12 protein-coding genes are annotated in these 16929 nt (G+C 62.5%); 6 read left to right on the forward strand and 6 right to left on the reverse strand.

The features are described from left to right. Window positions 1-6: 6 nt before the first annotated feature. A complete protein-coding gene (gene topA, locus ACO07C_RS03535) occupies window positions 7-2625 on the reverse strand; it encodes a type I DNA topoisomerase (protein ID WP_421912851.1) in 2619 nt (872 codons plus the stop codon). Between the two features lie 440 nt (window positions 2626-3065). Then, window positions 3066-3443, reverse strand: coding sequence for a hypothetical protein (locus ACO07C_RS03540; RefSeq protein ID WP_421912852.1), 378 nt, complete (start codon window positions 3441-3443; stop codon window positions 3066-3068). A gap of 171 nt (window positions 3444-3614) precedes the next feature. On the opposite strand from ACO07C_RS03540, the gene ACO07C_RS03545 reads away from it, so the two are divergent. Then, complete coding sequence (locus ACO07C_RS03545; RefSeq protein ID WP_421912853.1) at window positions 3615-4361, forward strand: cytochrome c biogenesis CcdA family protein; 747 nt, start codon at window positions 3615-3617, stop codon at window positions 4359-4361. Window positions 4362-4419: 58 nt separating this feature from the next. On the opposite strand, the gene ACO07C_RS03550 is transcribed toward ACO07C_RS03545, so the two are convergent. Further along, window positions 4420-4743 (reverse strand): hypothetical protein, encoded by a 324-nt coding sequence (locus ACO07C_RS03550; RefSeq protein ID WP_421912854.1) that lies wholly within the window; start codon window positions 4741-4743, stop codon window positions 4420-4422. A gap of 189 nt (window positions 4744-4932) precedes the next feature. Next, window positions 4933-5469, reverse strand: a complete 537-nt coding sequence (locus tag ACO07C_RS03555; RefSeq protein WP_421912855.1) for a hypothetical protein — start codon at window positions 5467-5469, stop codon at window positions 4933-4935. A gap of 531 nt (window positions 5470-6000) precedes the next feature. Here ACO07C_RS03555 and glmU point away from each other — a divergent pair. Next, window positions 6001-7377 (forward strand): bifunctional UDP-N-acetylglucosamine diphosphorylase/glucosamine-1-phosphate N-acetyltransferase GlmU, encoded by a 1377-nt coding sequence (glmU, locus tag ACO07C_RS03560; RefSeq protein WP_421912856.1) that lies wholly within the window; start codon window positions 6001-6003, stop codon window positions 7375-7377. 3 nt (window positions 7378-7380) lie between these two features. Here the strand turns inward: glmU and ACO07C_RS03565 are convergent, their stop codons facing one another. Then, complete coding sequence (locus ACO07C_RS03565) at window positions 7381-7749, reverse strand: ADP-ribosylation/crystallin J1 (protein ID WP_421912857.1); 369 nt, start codon at window positions 7747-7749, stop codon at window positions 7381-7383. Window positions 7750-8109: 360 nt separating this feature from the next. Between ACO07C_RS03565 and glmS the strand changes: the two genes are divergently transcribed. Together glmS and ACO07C_RS03575 are read left to right on the forward strand one after the other, a co-directional pair. After that, window positions 8110-9933, forward strand: coding sequence for a glutamine--fructose-6-phosphate transaminase (isomerizing) (glmS, locus tag ACO07C_RS03570; protein WP_421912858.1), 1824 nt, complete (start codon window positions 8110-8112; stop codon window positions 9931-9933). Window positions 9934-10026: 93 nt separating this feature from the next. Continuing rightward, entirely contained in the window at window positions 10027-10785 is a 759-nt protein-coding gene (locus ACO07C_RS03575; protein ID WP_421912859.1) for a DUF502 domain-containing protein, read from the forward strand. Here ACO07C_RS03575 and recG read toward each other — a convergent pair. After that, window positions 10737-12845, reverse strand: a complete 2109-nt coding sequence (gene recG / locus ACO07C_RS03580) for an ATP-dependent DNA helicase RecG (protein WP_421912860.1) — start codon at window positions 12843-12845, stop codon at window positions 10737-10739. The two genes, ACO07C_RS03575 and recG, sit on opposite strands and share 49 nt — an antisense overlap. A 92-nt stretch (window positions 12846-12937) precedes the next feature. Between recG and ACO07C_RS03585 the strand changes: the two genes are divergently transcribed. Both ACO07C_RS03585 and mfd read left to right on the forward strand, forming a co-directional pair. After that, window positions 12938-13225 (forward strand): succinate dehydrogenase assembly factor 2, encoded by a 288-nt coding sequence (locus ACO07C_RS03585; protein WP_421912861.1) that lies wholly within the window; start codon window positions 12938-12940, stop codon window positions 13223-13225. Between the two features lie 71 nt (window positions 13226-13296). Continuing rightward, window positions 13297-16794 (forward strand): transcription-repair coupling factor, encoded by a 3498-nt coding sequence (gene mfd, locus ACO07C_RS03590; protein ID WP_421912862.1) that lies wholly within the window; start codon window positions 13297-13299, stop codon window positions 16792-16794. Window positions 16795-16929 lie beyond the last annotated feature (135 nt).

Consider the following 16929-nt stretch of genomic DNA (forward strand, 5'->3'; position numbering starts at 1 on the left):
GCTGACCTATCCCTTTTTCTTCGCTACCGGCTTCTTGGCAGCCGCTTTCTTTTCCGCCGGTGCCTTGGCCGCGTCAGCCTTGCGGACAGGCTTCTTGCCGCCGCCCTTGGCTTCCCTCTCGGCGATCAGCGCCAGCGCGTCCTCGATCGTCACCGACTGCGGATCCTTGCCCTTGGGCAATGTGGCATTGACCTTGCCGAAGTTCACGTAGGGCCCGTATTTGCCATCGCGCACGACAATCTTGCCGCCGCCATCGGGATGGTCGCCAAGCTCCTTCAGGGCGGCCGCCGTACCACCGTTGCGTCCGCCCTTGCCCTTCAGCTGCTTCTCGGCGATCACCGAGACCGCGCGGTTCAAGCCGATCGAGAACACGTCCTCGATGCTTTCGAGATTTGCGTAGGTTCCATCATGCAGCACGAACGGACCGTAGCGACCGAGCCCGGCGGAAATCATCTTGCCGGATTCCGGATGCTGGCCGACGTCGCGCGGCAGCGCCAGCAGGGCGAGCGCCTTTTCGTGGTCGATCGACTCCGGCGTCCAGCCCTTCGGCAGGCTGGAGCGCTTTGCTTCCTTGCCATCGCCACGCTGGATATAGGGGCCGAACCGGCCGCTGCGCAGCGTTATTTCCTCGGCCGTGTAAGGGTCCTTGCCGAGCACCTTGGTGCCGTCATCGCCGCCGCCATTCTCGCCATTCGGGTTGGCGGCGTCGCCGAGCTGGCGGGTGAAGGAGCATTCGGGATAGTTCGAGCAGCCGACGAAGGCGCCGAACTTGCCAAGCTTCAGCGACAAGTTGCCGGTGCCGCACTTGGGGCAGATGCGTGGATTGGAGCCGTCCTCGCGAGCGGGGAAAACCAGCGGCGCCAGTTCCTCGTTGAGCGCATCGAGCACGTCGGTGACACGCAGTTCCTTGATGTCGGCGACCGCGCCTGAAAAATCCTTCCAGAAATCGCGCAGCACGTCTTTCCAGGCGAGCTTGCCGTCGGAGATTTCGTCCAGCTTTTCCTCAAGCGATGCGGTGAAGTCGTACTCGACATAGCGTTCGAAGAAGCTTTCGAGGAAAGCCGAGAGCAAACGGCCCTTGGCCTGCGGCACCAGCCGGCGCTTGTCGATGGTGACGTAGTCGCGGTCCTCGAGCGTCTTCAGGATCGCCGTGTAGGTCGACGGGCGGCCGATGCCGAGTTCTTCGAGCTTCTTGATCAGGGAGGCTTCCGAGTAACGCGGCGGCGGTTCTGTCGTGTGCTGGGTGGCGTTGATTGCCTGTCGTGCCAACTGTTCGCCAGGGCGGATCTCGGGCAGGCGGCGGCTTTCCTCGTCTTCCGCGTCGTCGTCCTTCTGGTCGGTGTAGGCGGCGATGAAGCCGTCGAAGCGGACCACCGAGCCGATGGCGCGCAACTCGGCGGTACGGGCGCCGTTGACGGCTTCGATCTCGACGGTGGTGCGCTCGATCTCGGCCGACTGCATCTGACTGGCGATGGCCCGTTTCCAGATCAGTTCATAGAGCCGCATCTGGTCGGAATCGAGATACTGCCTGACCGATGCCGGGGTGCGCATGAAGTCCGTCGGGCGGATCGCTTCGTGCGCTTCTTGGGCGTTCTTGGCTTTCGCGGTATATTGGCGCGGCTTTTCGGGCAGGTATTTCGGGCCAAACTCCTTGGCGATCGCATCGCGAGCGGCGGAAATCGCCTCTGGCGCCATCTGCACGCCGTCGGTTCGCATGTAGGTGATGAGGCCGGTGGTTTCGCCGCCGATCTCCATGCCTTCATACAGGCGCTGCGCCACCTGCATGGTGCGGCTGGCGGAAAAACCCAGGCCCGATGAGGCCGCCTGCTGCAGCGTCGAAGTGGTGAAGGGAGGGCCGGGATTGCGCTTGGTGGGCTTGGCTTCGACCGAAGCCACCTTGAAGGTCGCGCCTTCGAGCATCGTCTTGATGTCGTCGGCCTGCGCCTTGTTGGCGATATCGAGTTTCTGCAGCTTCTTGCGCTCGAAGGCGGTCAGCCGCGCCTCGAAAGTCTCGTTGCGCGGCGTGCCGAGCAATGCGGCGATCTGCCAGTATTCCTCTCGGATGAAACGCTCGATCTCGGATTCGCGGTCGCAGACCAGGCGCAGCGCCACCGACTGGACTCGGCCGGCAGAGCGGGCGCCCGGCAATTTGCGCCAGAGCACGGGGGAAAGCGTGAAGCCGACGAGATAGTCGAGCGCACGGCGGGCGAGGTAGGCATCGACCAGCGGCGCATCGATCTGGCGCGGATTGGCCATCGCTTCCAGTACCGACGACTTGGTGATGGCGTTGAAGACGACGCGGCTGACCGTCTTGTCCTTCAGCGCGCGCTTCTGCTTCAGCACTTCCAGCACGTGCCAGGAAATGGCTTCGCCTTCGCGATCCGGGTCGGTGGCAAGGATCAAGCCGTCGGCATCCTTCACCGCCTTGGCGATGTCGGCAAGGCGCTTTCCCGAGGCCGTGTCGACAGCCCAGGACATGGCGAAATCCTCGTCCGGACGCACCGAGCCGTCCTTGGCCGGCAAATCACGGACGTGGCCGAACGAGGCCAGAACCTTGTAGTTCTTTCCGAGGTACTTGTTGATTGTCTTCGCCTTGGCCGGCGATTCGACGACGACTACGTCCATGAGGTCTCATATCAGCTGTGATGCGGCAGAAGAATTCCGCTGCGCGCGACGAAATCTCGTTCAATTTGTCGCTCACATGGCCGCGCTTTTGCATCCGGTCAAGGGCGAACGCCCAAAATGCATCTCTTGTGCAATGTATGCAATCGGCCGATGCGGAGCAAAATCCGAGGGCAAGAACCGGGTTGTTGCCGCCGACAGGGCAAGCCGCCAACGAAGCCGGGAGGAGGAACAAATCACATCGAATATAAGGGGGACATCGATCCAGCGCCAGCCTTTGTGAAAATCCGCGGCGGCAAGTTCTCGGTTGAGGCTGGACCGGTTGCGCCCAGGCCTGGGCTTGCGAAACCCGCCACGGGAACGGATCGGATAGGTGGGCGCCGGATTTCGAGTTCTGTCCGGCGACCGCAGCCGCCAGACACGGCGGGTTGTTCAGGTCGGGCTCAATCGGCCTTCAGAGCGTGCCAGACGCCGCCAACGCCTTCGCCGTTCATGTCGCCGGCCTTCGTGTCCTTCACAAACGTGTAGACCGGCTTGCCGTCATAGGCCCACATCTTGCTGCCATCGGTGCGGTCGACAACAGACCATTCGTCGTCAGCCTTTGCACCGGCTTCGGCTTTCAGCGGCGGCCAGTTGGCGGCGCACTTGTCGTAACAGTTCGATTTGCCCTTTTCGTCCTTGTCGTAGGAATAGAGCGTCATGCCGCTTGCGGCGGTGTAGATCTTGGTGCCGCCGACATCGGCTTCCTTCCACGCGTCGGCGGCGTAGGATGTAACGGTGCCAAGCAAAAGCGCGGCAAGTCCAACGATCGTCGTGTTCATGAAAATCTCCCTGGATACGAAGAGGCGCGGCAAATCGCGGCCTCCCGGTGCAAACGCTTGCACGATACTGTTTCTTCCGGACAGTTCGCCTGACGACTTGCCACGCAATGGTGATTGGCAGACAGATCCTGGCGTCTCTATATCGGCGCGGACTTCAATGGAGCTTGGCAAATGGCATTGGATATCGGCTACGTCAGTGCGGTAGGAGCGGGAGCCATCTCATTCCTGTCGCCTTGCGTGCTGCCGCTGGTGCCGCCCTATCTCTGCTACATGGCCGGCGTGTCGGTCGATGATTTTCGCGGCAATGCGGGTTTGGCGGCACGGGAGGGCACGCGCGGCGCGCTGCTTTATTCCTCGCTCGCCTTCGTGCTCGGGTTCTCGACAGTCTTCGTGGCGCTCGGCGCCGGGGCCTCGACGATCGGCCGGCTGCTACGCGTATGGCAGGAGCCGCTGGCGATGGGGGCCGGCGTGCTCATCATCCTGATGGGCCTGAATTTCCTCGGTATCCTGCGCATTCCGCTGCTGTCGCGCGAGGCACGCTTCCAGTCGCAGGGAAAACCGGCCAGCGCTGTCGCCGCCTATGTCATGGGGTTGGCATTCGCCTTCGGCTGGACGCCTTGCATAGGCCCGGTGCTGGGGCCGATACTGACGTTGGCCGGCGGACGCGAGACTGTGGGCGAGGGCGCATTGCTGCTCGCCGCCTATTCGCTCGGCCTCGGCATTCCGTTCCTCATCGCGGCGCTGTTTTCCGGGGCCTTCATGCGTTTCCTCGGAAAATTCCGTGTCCATCTCGGCCGCGTCGAAAAGGCCATCGGCGCGCTACTGGTCGTCGCCGGCATCTTCTTCCTAACGGGTGGCGTGCAGACCGTATCCTACTGGCTGCTGGAGAATTTTCCGGTGCTAGGCCGGCTGGGATAGGCAAGGAAATCGAGCTGGCAGCAGGCCAATTGCGGCCTTTGTCACTGAGGCGGATTGCTCACTGAGGCGGATTGCCGGAAAGGTTGTTCCGCAAGGCCTCAAGCCAGGCCTTCAGTCGCGCCGAGTCGTCATTGGCAGTCGCGCCATTGCCCTGATCGTTGCCAACGTTGCCGTTCCCATTGGTGGTATTGTAGTTGCCGTTATTGTCGCCGGTGTTGAAATTGCCGTTGTTGTTTCCGGAATTGCCGTTGCCGTTGCCATTGCCAACGTTGCCGTTGCCATTTCCGTTACCGGTCCCCGCCATCGCGGGAGTGACGGACGAAGCGACCGCCAATGCCGCAACGATCAGAAAGACAGCGGGTGCTGATACATTGTCGGCCATCGTCTACCTCGCGCAGAGTTGCGGTTTGTCCTTGACGCCCCCGGTATGCCGGTTCCAATAGGCTGGTCCGGTTGTTGTGATAACTCAATTTCCGTTGGCCGGCGGCGTGCCGTTGCCGGTTCAATCGTTGCCGGCCAACGTTACTTTTACACTTACATTCTTACTCGTACTTACTCGTACGCTTGCTAATTACTTTGGGCAAATGCTGTTGAGCTGAGCGCCAGAGTGCAGGCCACCGCAGACAGTTGTCACCGCCGCCTGGGAGGCGCCGGCCCGGCTGTTGCTTCCGGTGCCACCAGTGCCACCAGTGCCGCCCGTGCCACCAGTACCGCCCGTGCCACCAGTACCGCCGGTGCCACCAGTGCCTCCGGTACCGCCCGTGCCTCCGGTGCCACCAGTACCGCCGGTACCACCAGTACCTCCGGTGCCGCCGTTACCATTACCATTGCCATTGCCATTGCCGACGCCGGCATTGCCGTTGCCGTTGTTATTGCCATTGCCGATGCCGGAATTACCGTTACCGTTGGCGTTGCCATTGCCGATGCCGGTGTTGCCGTTGCCATTACCGTTGCCGTTGCCGAACCCGGAATTGCCGTTGCCGTTGCCGTTACCGTTGCCAATGCCGGTGTTGCCATTGCCGTTGCCGTTACCACTTCCGACAGACATGGCGTCGGAATAACTAGTAAAGGCAACCAGAATTGTTGCGACGAGAAGGATCTTTTTCATAACCGCATCCTCTTTCTGAGATGTGCGTACTGATTACATCTTGCCAACAACCAATCCGTGATGGCAAAGTTAACGATCTCATAATCCGTCGATACGAGATTTAAACAATTGTGATTCACCCACGTACTGAGTCAGGTTTTAAGCTGGCATCCCCTTTCGGTTTATCCGCCCAGAGCCGGGAAAAGCCTGACAAGCAAGCCGGGCAAAAAGGTGTATTCATTCGCCCTGATTGCAGCGTTGCGGCCATACCCGCGCTTCTTGCGTAGCCAGGGCGGGGCATGCTGATATTGGGTCGTTGGCATCCCGTCGATTGCCGCTCCAACGTTGGTTTCATGCCGCCAGGCCGTGGCCGACCCCGCAGGAAATCAAATCCCAGATTTTATCGTGATGAGCGCGACAGGCCGACGTCAGGCCCCGCCGATGGAGTGTCACCTGCTCCGCAAACTCACCGGAATTTAACCGCATTGGTGAAGCATTGCGCCGCTGCTAGCATGCCTTGATTCCAAATCCCTTTCATATGGTTGCCCGTCCATGAGCCAGAGATCCTGCCTGTCCGTCATCCTCGCTGCCGGCGAAGGCACTCGCATGAAGAGTGCGCTGCCGAAGGTGCTGCACCAGATCGCCGGGCTGCCGATGGTGGCTCACGTGGTGAAGGCGGCCGAAGCCGCAGGTGCCGGCGGCCAGGCGTTGGTGATCGGCCATGGCGCGGAAGAGATGCGCAAGGCGGCGGCGAGGTTCGCGCCGAAGGCGGAGACCTTCGTGCAGGAAAAGCGCTTGGGCACCGCCCATGCCGTGCTTGCGGCGCGCGACGCGATATCAAGGGGATATGACGATATCCTCGTCATGTTTGGCGATACGCCGCTGATTGATCCGGAGGCGCTTGCCGTGGCGCGACAGAGGCTTGCCGAGGGTGCGGCCGTCGTGGTCATAGGCTTCCGTCCGCCCAGTCCTGCCGGCTATGGCCGCCTGATTGAAAAAGGCGGCAATCTGATCGCCATCCGCGAGGAAAAGGACTGCAGCGAGGAAGAAAAGAAGATCACTTTCTGCAATGCCGGCATGATGGCGGTGGCCGGAGACCAGGTGCTGAAGCTGCTCGATGCGGTCGGTAACAGGAATGCCAAGGGCGAATATTATCTCACTGATATCGTCGAGATCGCCAGCGCACGGGGGCTTGATGTCGTAGGTACAGAGGCAAGCTTCGAGAACGCGCTGGGCATCAACAACCGAGCCGAACTCGCCCAGGCCGAAGGCATCTGGCAGGCGCGCCGGCGGCGTGAGGCGATGCTGTCAGGCGTTACGCTCATCGCACCGGACACCGTGTTCTTCTCGCACGACACCGAGATCGGTGCTGACACGATTGTCGAGCCCAACGTCTGGTTCGGACCCGGCGTAAAGATCGCCAGCGGCGCCAAGATCCATGCCTTCAGCCATATAGAAGGCGCCAGCATCGCTGAAAATTGCGATGTCGGACCGTTCGCGCGCCTGCGACCGGGTGCCGACCTCAGGAACAAAGCCAAGGTCGGAAATTTCTGCGAGGTCAAGCAGGCCGTGATCGAGGAGGGCGCCAAGGTGAACCACCTGACCTATATCGGCGATGCCCGGGTCGGCGCCGGCGCGAATATCGGCGCCGGCACCATCACCTGCAACTATGACGGTTACTCGAAATTCTTCACCGATATCGGCGAGGGCGCTTTCGTCGGCTCGAATTCCTCGCTGGTGGCACCCGTGTCCATCGGCAAGGGCGGCTATATCGCATCGGGCAGCGTCATCACCGAAAGCGTGCCCGAGGATGCGCTGGCCTTCGGCCGGGCCCGTCAGAAGACGATCCCGGGCAAGGGCAAGGAGTTGCGCGAGCGCTTTGCTTCGGCCGCCGCGGCGAAGAAGAAGGCGGCTGGCGCGGACCATTAGCGGCTAGCCGGCGGCATCCTTGCCGAAAGCAGCGGTCACCTCGATCCTGCCGACGATTGCCCGGTTGAAATCGGCAAGGTCTTCGGCCGGGATCCAATATTCCAGATGTGCCCTGCTGCCGGCATGCTCGACCCGGTACCTGTCGAGGAAGCTTTTCAGCACATCGAACCGCGTGACATAGCCGGCGCCGCTGGCCGGCACATTCCAGTCGCGCGCAATCTGTACGGCATAGGCTTCGGACAGAACCGGATAGAAGATGGGCTGGTCCGGCAGGCGCGGCGGGAATGCCCGCATTTCCGCCGCTTCAATAAGCCTAAGCTCCCGCGGGCCCACCGGGCGCCACAGCGTCACGACGTCTCTGATGCCACTCATCGGTTCGCGGCCTGATCGAAGTGCCTGCAGTCTCTAGGGCAGGCCGCGGACGTGGTTAAGCCACAAAGAAAGGCGACCATGGCCACCGGATGATAGCGTTCCATCGTTTGATCCCTTCAGCGGGCGAGCTTCGTCGCGCCATTCTACCGGAAACGGCAGTTGGGCAACACCAGGCGAACGCCCGGGAAAATCGAGAAAATCCTGGTGATGCTGGTAACGGGATTGCAAGAGCGGTCTGTCATGATGCATGCGTGCACGAGCGTTCCGGCTGATACGGGACGAAATGCAATGTGACTTTCGTGGCGGGCCGGCCATCCCTAAGTAACGCTGGTTTTCCATGGGGAATCGGGGGCTGTCTTTATGTGCGGTATCGTTGGAATTGTCGGCCAGTCACAGGTTGCGCCGCTTATCGTCGACGCTCTGAAACGGCTCGAATACCGCGGCTATGATTCCGCCGGTGTCGCCACCATCGAACACGGCCAGCTCGGCCGCCGCCGCGCGGAAGGCAAGCTGGTCAATCTGGAACGCCGTCTGAAGGACGAGCCGCTCGACGGCACTATCGGCATCGGCCATACGCGCTGGGCAACCCATGGCGTGCCGAATGAGGCGAATGCGCATCCGCATTTTTCGGACGGCGTCGCCATAGTTCACAACGGTATCATCGAGAATTTCGCCGAACTGCGCGAAGAGCTGATCCGCGACGGTTACAAGTTCTCTTCGCAAACCGATACCGAGGTCGTCGCGCACCTGGTGGCGCGCGAACTGGCCAGGGGGCTGAATCCCGTCGAGGCCGCGCACCAGGCGCTGAAGCGCCTGCAAGGTGCGTTTGCGCTCGCCATCATGTTCAAGGGCGATGAAGACCTGATCGTCGGCGCCCGTAACGGCCCCCCACTGGCCGTAGGCCATGGCGATGGTGAAATGTTCCTCGGGTCCGACGCCATCGCGCTCGCACCCTTCACCAATTCGATCACCTATCTGGAAGACGGCGACTGGGCGGTGGTGCGCCGCGGCGGCGTCAGCATCTTCGATATTGACGGCAAGAAGGTCGTCCGCAAACGTCAGCAGTCGCTCTCGACCAGCTTCATGGTCGACAAGGGTAACCGGCGTCATTTCATGGAAAAGGAAATCCATGAACAGCCGGAGGTTATCTCTCACACCCTGGCGAATTATCTGGACTTCGTCGGCGGCGTCTCCAAGCCGCTCGACCTGCCGTTCGATTTCGCCAAGATCGACCGGCTGGCGATTTCGGCCTGTGGCACCGCTTATCTCGCCGGCCTGATCGGCAAATACTGGTTCGAGCGCTATGCGCGGCTGCCTGTCGACATCGATGTGGCCTCGGAGTTCCGCTACCGTGAAATGCCCTTGTCGAAGAATGATGCCGCCTTCTTCATCTCGCAATCGGGCGAAACCGCCGACACGCTGGCCTCGCTGCGCTATTGCCGCAAGGCTGGCATGAAGATAGGCGCCGTGGTGAATGTGCGGGAATCGACGATGGCGCGCGAGTCCGACGTCGTGCTGCCGACGCTCGCCGGGCCGGAGATCGGCGTCGCCTCTACCAAGGCCTTCACCTGCCAGCTTTCCGTGCTTGCCTCGCTGGCCGTGCGGGCGGGCGTGGCGCGGGGAACGATTTCAGCCGAGCAGGAGAAGACGCTGGTGCGCGAGCTCTCGGAAGCGCCGCGTTTTGCCAATCAGGTGCTGAAGCTCGACCATCAGATCGAGAAGGTCTCGCGCGATCTCGCCCATTACAAGAACGTGCTTTATCTTGGCCGCGACACCAATTTCCCGCTGGCCATGGAAGGCGCGCTGAAGCTCAAGGAAATCTCCTATATCCACGCCGAGGGTTATGCCGCGGGCGAACTGAAGCACGGCCCGATCGCCCTGATCGACGAGAACATGCCGGTCATCGTCATCGCCCCGCATGACCGCATCTTCGAAAAGACCGTGTCGAACATGCAGGAGGTGGCGGCGCGCGGCGGCAAGATCATCCTGATCACCGACGCCAAGGGCGCGGCGCAGTCGAGCGTCAAGACGATGGAGACGATCATCCTGCCTGATGTGCCGGAAATCATCTCACCGATCATCTATGCGCTGCCGATCCAGATGCTCGCCTATTTCACCGCCGTGTTCATGGGCACGGATGTCGACCAGCCGCGCAACCTGGCGAAGTCGGTGACGGTGGAATAGCCGCGGGCAACACGCCGTCTTTAAAAACTTCGCAGTTCCAAACCGGGCGGCGGTTCACTAATGTTGCGGCGCAACAGCGCGCCGCGGTGAATCATGTCCGATGCCCCCAAAACCTCCGGCATGACCCGGCTCAGAAACTATTTCCTGACCGGTTTCATCGTCTGCGCGCCGCTGGCGATCACCGCCTATATCGCCTGGTCGGTTATCGGCTGGGTGGATTCCTGGGTCAAACCCTATATTCCCGCGCGCTACAGCCCCGATACCTATCTGCCGTTTCCGGTCCCCGGCTTCGGATTGATCGTAGCCCTGTTCCTGATCACCCTCATCGGTTTCCTGACCGCCAACATCGTCGGCCGCGCCATCGTCTCCTTCGGCGAACGGCTGCTTGGCCGCATGCCGCTGGTGCGTGGCATCTATGGCTCGCTGAAGCAGATCTTCGAGACGGTGCTGTCGAACAAGGGCGACATGTTCCGCCAGGTCGGGCTGGTCGAATATCCGCGCAAGGGCATCTGGTCGCTGGTCTTTGTCGCGGGCGAGAGGCACACCGAGATCAACGAGAAGCTCGATCAGGAAGGCGACCCGCTGATCGCGGTTTTCATGCCGTGCACGCCCAACCCGACCACCGGATTCCTGATGTATGTGCTGAAGTCGGACATCGTACTGCTCGACATGACGATCGAGGATGGCGCCAAGCTTATCGTCTCCGCCGGACTTGTGGCGCCCGAGGTCAAGGCGAAGCTTCTGACGGCGAACGGCGAGCCGATCAATGGAACGCTTGCCAATCCGCCGCTCGGCACGGGGCCTCAGCCGGCGCGCAGCAGCCGCACGGCCTCGTCGCGGCCGAACAGGTAGAGCAGCAGCCGAAGCGCTTCGCCGCGTTCGGATTGCAGGTCGGGATCGCGCGACAGGATCAGCCGAGCGTCGTCGCGGGCGGCTTCGAGCAGATCGGCATGCGCCTCGATATCAGCCACCTGGAAACCCGGCGTGCCCGACTGGCGGGTGCCCAGCAGTTCGCCTTCGCCGCGCAGTTTCAGGTCCTCCTCGGCGATGCGGAAGCCGTCTTCCGTTTCGCGCATCACAGACAGGCGGCGCTTTGCCGTTTCGCCGAGCGGGTCCTTGTAGAGCAGCACGCAGGAGGACGGCCTGTCGCCACGCCCGACCCGCCCGCGCAACTGATGCAACTGGGCAAGGCCAAAACGCTCGGCGTGTTCGATGACCATGATCGTCGCATCCGGCACGTCGACGCCGACCTCGATGACCGTGGTGGCGATCAGGATGCGCGTCTCGCCCTGCTTGAAGGCCCGCATCGCCTCGTCCTTTTCGGCGCCTTTCATGCGGCCGTGAACGAGGCCGATCCGGTCTCCGAACAGCGGCTGCAGCGAGGCGAAACGGTCCTCGGCCGACATCAGCTTGATCTCTTCGGATTCTTCCACCAGCGGACAGATCCAGTAGATTTTCTGGCCTTCAGCCACCGCGTCGCGCATGCGGCCAACCAGCTCGTCCAGCCGCTCCAGCGGCAAGGTGACGGTGCGGATCGGCTGGCGCCCGGCAGGTTTTTCGGTCAGCTTGGACACGTCCATGTCACCGAAGGCGGTCAGCACCAGCGTGCGCGGGATTGGGGTGGCCGTCATCACGAGCATATCGGGCGCGTCGCCCTTGGCGGTCATGGCGAGCCTCTGGTGGACGCCGAAACGATGTTGTTCGTCGATGACGGCGAAGACGAGGTCGTGGAACGCTACCGTCTCCTGGAAAAGCGCATGTGTGCCGATGACGATGTCGATGTCGCCGTTCGCCAGCCCAGCCAATGTGTCGTTACGCTCACGGCCCTTTTCGCGGCCGGTCAGGATCGCGACGCGCATGCCGGCTTTTTCCGCCAGGGGCGCGATGGTCGCTAGATGTTGCCGCGCCAGGATTTCGGTCGGCGCCATCAATGCCGCCTGGCCGCCGGCCTCCACCGCGCGGGCCATGGCGAGCAGCGCCACCACCGTCTTGCCTGAGCCGACGTCGCCCTGAAGCAGGCGCAGCATGCGTTCGGGATCGGCGAGGTCGGCATTGATCTCGGCCAGCGCGAATTCCTGGCTGGACGTCAGCGAATAGGGCAGGGCCGCGCGCAGCTTTTCGACGATGCTGCCGTCGCCAATCAATGGGCGGCCAGACAAGCGGCGGACCTTTGCCCGCACCAGCGCCAGCGACACCTGGCCGGCCAGCAATTCGTCATAGGCAAGCCGGCGCCACGCCGCGCCATCGACGGAAACATCGATGGGGTCGGCCGGATTGTGGATGCGGGCGAGCGCATCGCCAAAGGCCGGAAACGTGCGGCGGCGCAGAAATTCAGCATCCTGCCATTCGGGCAATACAGGCAGGCGACCGAGTGCCTGGCCGATCGCCCGGCGCAGCACCTTGCCCGACAGCCCCGCCGTCAACGGATAGACGGGCTCGACCAGAGGCAGGTTCTCGGCTTCGCTGGCCAAGGCGATGTGATCGGGATGGACCATGGACGGGCGGCCGTTGAACCATTCCATCCGGCCGGAAACGATGACGTGTTCGCCCTCCGGCATCGCCTTTTCGAGATAGGCGGCGTGGGCGTGGAAGAAAGTCAACGCGATCTCGCCGGTCTCGTCATGGGCATAGACCCTGTAGGGCACCGATCGGTTACCGCGCGGCGGCGGCTGGTGGCGATCGATGCGCACGTCGAGTGTGACGATGGCGCCTTCGGCCGCAAGCGCGATGCCGGGCCGGTTGCGGCGGTCGATGACAGTGTGCGGCAGCACGAACAGGAGGTCGCCGGCGCGCGCCGCGCGATCGCCGAGATCGGCGGTCACCACCTTCTCGATCAGCGCGCCGACCTTCGGTCCGACACCGGCAAGCGATGTGATCGGGACGAACAATGGATCGAGCAGGGAAGGGCGCATGATGTCAGCTTATGTCGAGACGGTCACAGCGCAAGGCTGACAGCCCCTTCTATCCACGCTATATGCGCCGCAGCAAGTGAGGATGCGGCACGATGACTGGAACGACACGATCAAGCGAAGGGCTCGACGCCCGCCGCCGCAAACTCCTGTTCCGCTCGTGGCATCGCGGCATGCGGGAAATGGACCTCATCCTCGGCGGCTTCGCCGACGCCGAGATCCACGCCTTGACCGGTGATGAAATCGACCAATATGAGAGGCTCCTCGACATTCCCGACACCGAATTCCTGCCGATGATCACCGGAGAGCGACCGGTTACAGCGGACGTTGATTGCATCGTTCTACAAAAAATCCTGGCTTCGCGCCGTTCCATGACATTCTGAACACAAGCAATTCCAGGAAAAGTGCGAAGCGGTTTTCCGTCCGGAATTGCGACAAACAAGACCGTGATTTCATGACCCTCATTCCAACAATCGGCCTGCCCAAGGGCCGCGCCGGCCAGTTCATTGTTGACGGCGTCGCCGACGGCTATGAGGCCTTCGCGCTGGTGCAGACGGCGTTGGAGATCGCCCACGACAAGCCGGTTCTTTTCGTGGCGCGCGATGGCCAGCGGCTGCCGGCTATCGTCGAGGCGCTGGCCTTCGCCGCGCCCGGCCTGCCGGTGCTCGAGCTGCCGGCATGGGACTGCCTGCCTTACGACCGCGTATCGCCTGGCTCCGATGCCGCGGCGCGGAGGCTCGATGCGCTGACCGCGATGATCGCGCTGGCCAGGAAACCGCATCGCGCGGTCATCCTGACCACCGCCAATGCGCTGCTGCAGCGGATTCCGCCAGCGGGTCTGGTGGAAGCGCAGACCTTCCATGCCAAGCCCGGCAATCAGATCGACATGAACGCGCTGATCTCGCGCCTGGAGGTTTCAGGTTTCGAGCGGGTTCCAACCGTGCGCGGCGTCGGCGAGTTCGCGGTGCGCGGCGGCATTCTTGATCTCCTGGCACCGGGCTGGACCGAGGCGCTTCGCCTCGACTTCTTTGGCGACACGCTGGAATCGATCCGCGTCTTCGACGCCGCCACGCAGCGGACCACCGGCCAGCGCAAGTCGATGGCGCTGCAGGCGATGAGCGAGGTGGCGCTGACGCCCGAAACCATCAGCCGCTTCCGCCGCTCCTATATCGAGGCGTTCGGCGCGCCCTCGCGCGACGACGGGCTCTATGCGGCGGTCAGCGAAGGCCGGCGTTTCGCCGGCATGGAGCACTGGCTGCCGTTCTTCTACGAGCGGCTGGAAACCGTGTTCGACTATTTGCCAGACACACCCGTCATCTTCGATCATCTGGCGCATGAAGCGTTGGCCGAACGCCACACGCTGATCCTCGATCATTACGAGGCGCGCAAGAAGCAGGCCGACGCCGCGTTGAAGGACGCCGTTCCCTACAAGCCGGTGCCGCCGGATCTGCTTTACCTGTCGCCGGAGAATCTGGTCGCGTCGCTGGGACCGCGCGAAGCGATCGACTTCACGCCTTTCGACGCGCCGGATGCCGGCGCGAAAAAAGTCTACCACGCCGGTTCACGCCAGGGCCGCAGCTTTGTCGAGGAACGCGCAGACCCCAACATCAACGTCTTCGATGTGGTGGTAAAACACATCGCCGATGAGCGGGCAGCGCGCCGGCGCATCGTCGTCGCCGGCTGGACCGAAGGGTCGCTCGACAGGCTCGGCCAGATCCTGGCCGAGCATCATCTCGGCAATCTCAAGCAGGTCGCGACGCTGGCCGAAGCGGAAAGGCTCGAGCCAGGGCAGGCAGCGCTTGCCGTGCTGCCGCTGGAATCCGGCTTCGAGACCGAAAAGCTGGTCGTCGTCGCCGAGCAGGACATTCTGGGCGACCGGCTGATCCGGCGCTCCAAGCGCAAGAAGCGCGCTTCCGACTTCATCGCCGAGGCTTCCGCGCTTTCGTCGGGCGATATCGTCGTTCATGCCGATCACGGCATTGGCCGTTTCATCGGCCTGCGCACCATCGAAGCGGTCGGTGCGCCGCATGACTGCCTCGAAATCCACTATGCTGGCGACGACCGGCTGTTCCTGCCGGTCGAGAATATCGAGCTTCTGTCGCGCTACGGCTCGGATTCGGCCGAGGCGACGCTCGACAAGCTTGGCGGCGGTGCCTGGCAATCGCGCAAGGCAAAGCTGAAGCGACGCCTGCTCGACATGGCCGGCCAATTGATCCGCATCGCCGCCGAACGGCAGATGCGTGCAGCGCCGGCACTGGTGCCGGCGGACGGGCTCTATGACGAGTTCGCGGCGCGCTTTCCCTATGAGGAAACCGACGACCAGCAGACGGCGATCGATTCGGTACGGGACGATCTTGGCGCCGGCAAGCCGATGGACCGGCTGATCTGCGGCGATGTCGGCTTCGGCAAGACCGAAGTGGCGCTTCGCGCCGCCTTCATTGCGGCCATGGAAGGCTTCCAGGTCGCCGTGGTGGTGCCGACGACGCTGTTGTCACGCCAGCATTTCAAGACATTTTCGCAGCGCTTTTCAGGGCTGCCGATCCGCGTCGCCCAGGCCTCGCGGCTGGTTGGCGCAAAGGAACTGGCCGAGACCAAGAAAGCCCTGGCGGAAGGTCAGGTCGACATCGTCGTCGGCACCCACGCGCTGCTCGGCTCGTCGATCTCGTTCAAGAACCTCGGCCTGCTGATCATCGACGAGGAGCAGCACTTTGGGGTCAAGCACAAGGAGCGGCTGAAAGACCTGAAGACCGACGTCCATGTGCTGACGCTGTCGGCGACGCCGATCCCGCGCACGCTGCAGCTAGCGCTGACGGGCGTGCGAGAACTGTCGCTGATCGCCACGCCACCGGTCGACCGCATGGCGGTGCGAACCTTCATCTCGCCTTTCGATCCGCTGGTCATCCGCGAGACGCTTCTGCGGGAACGCTATCGCGGCGGCCATTCCTTCTATGTGGTTCCGCGTATCAGCGATCTGGCTGAGATCCATGATTTCCTGAAGGAATCCGTCCCGGAATTGAAAGTGGCGGTGGCGCATGGCCAGATGCCGCCGGGCGAACTCGACGACATCATGAACGCCTTCTACGACGGCCAGTACGATGTGCTGTTGTCGACCACCATCGTCGAATCCGGCCTGGACATCCCAACCGCCAACACGCTGATCATCCATCGCGCAGACATGTTTGGCCTGTCGCAACTCTATCAGTTGCGCGGACGCGTTGGCCGCTCGAAGGTGCGCGCCTATGCGCTGTTCACGCTGCCGGCCAACCGCAAGCTCACCGACACCGCCGAGCGCCGGCTGAAAGTGCTGCAGTCGCTCGACACGCTGGGCGCCGGTTTCCAGCTCGCCAGCCACGATCTCGATATTCGCGGTGCCGGCAACCTTCTGGGCGAAGAGCAGTCTGGGCATATCAAGGAAGTCGGTTTCGAACTCTACCAGCAGATGTTGGAAGAGGCCGTCGCCGAAGTGAAGGATTCTGGCGAGGTGCAGGATGGCGGCTGGTCGCCGCAGATTGCGGTCGGCACGGCGGTTATGATCCCGGAAAGCTATGTTCCCGACCTGCAGCTCAGGCTTGCGTTGTACCGCCGCCTTGGCGATCTCGAAAACACCGAGGAGATCGACGCCTTTGGCGCCGAGCTGATCGATCGTTTCGGGCCGCTCCCGGAAGAGGTGAAGCACCTGCTGAAGATCGTCTTCATCAAGGCGCTCTGCCGCAAGGCCAATGTAGAAAAGCTCGATGCCGGACCAAAGGGCGTTGTCATCCATTTCCGCAAGCGCGAGTTCCCCAACCCGGTCGGGCTCGTCAAGTTCATCGGCGAGCAGGGCTCGCTGGCCAAGATCAGGCCGGACCACAGCGTCGTCTTCGCCCGGGATTGGCCGACACCGGAAAAACGGCTGGCTGGCTCTGCCGTGGTGATGACGCAACTGGCCAAGCTGGTGGACAAGGCCGCTTAGGGCAGCCCCATTCGCCATGCGGCCGAATCCGGTCTAGAATAGGAAATCGGCTTCGTGTATGGAGCCGCGACCCCATATGGGGCGGGTTTGGTGGACGATGGCGTCTGCCAGTTTGTTTGAAGCAATTCCGAACGG

The sequence above is a fragment of the Mesorhizobium sp. genome, assembly GCF_965229135.1.
In the GTDB taxonomy this organism is placed as follows: Bacteria; Pseudomonadota; Alphaproteobacteria; order Rhizobiales; family Rhizobiaceae; genus Mesorhizobium.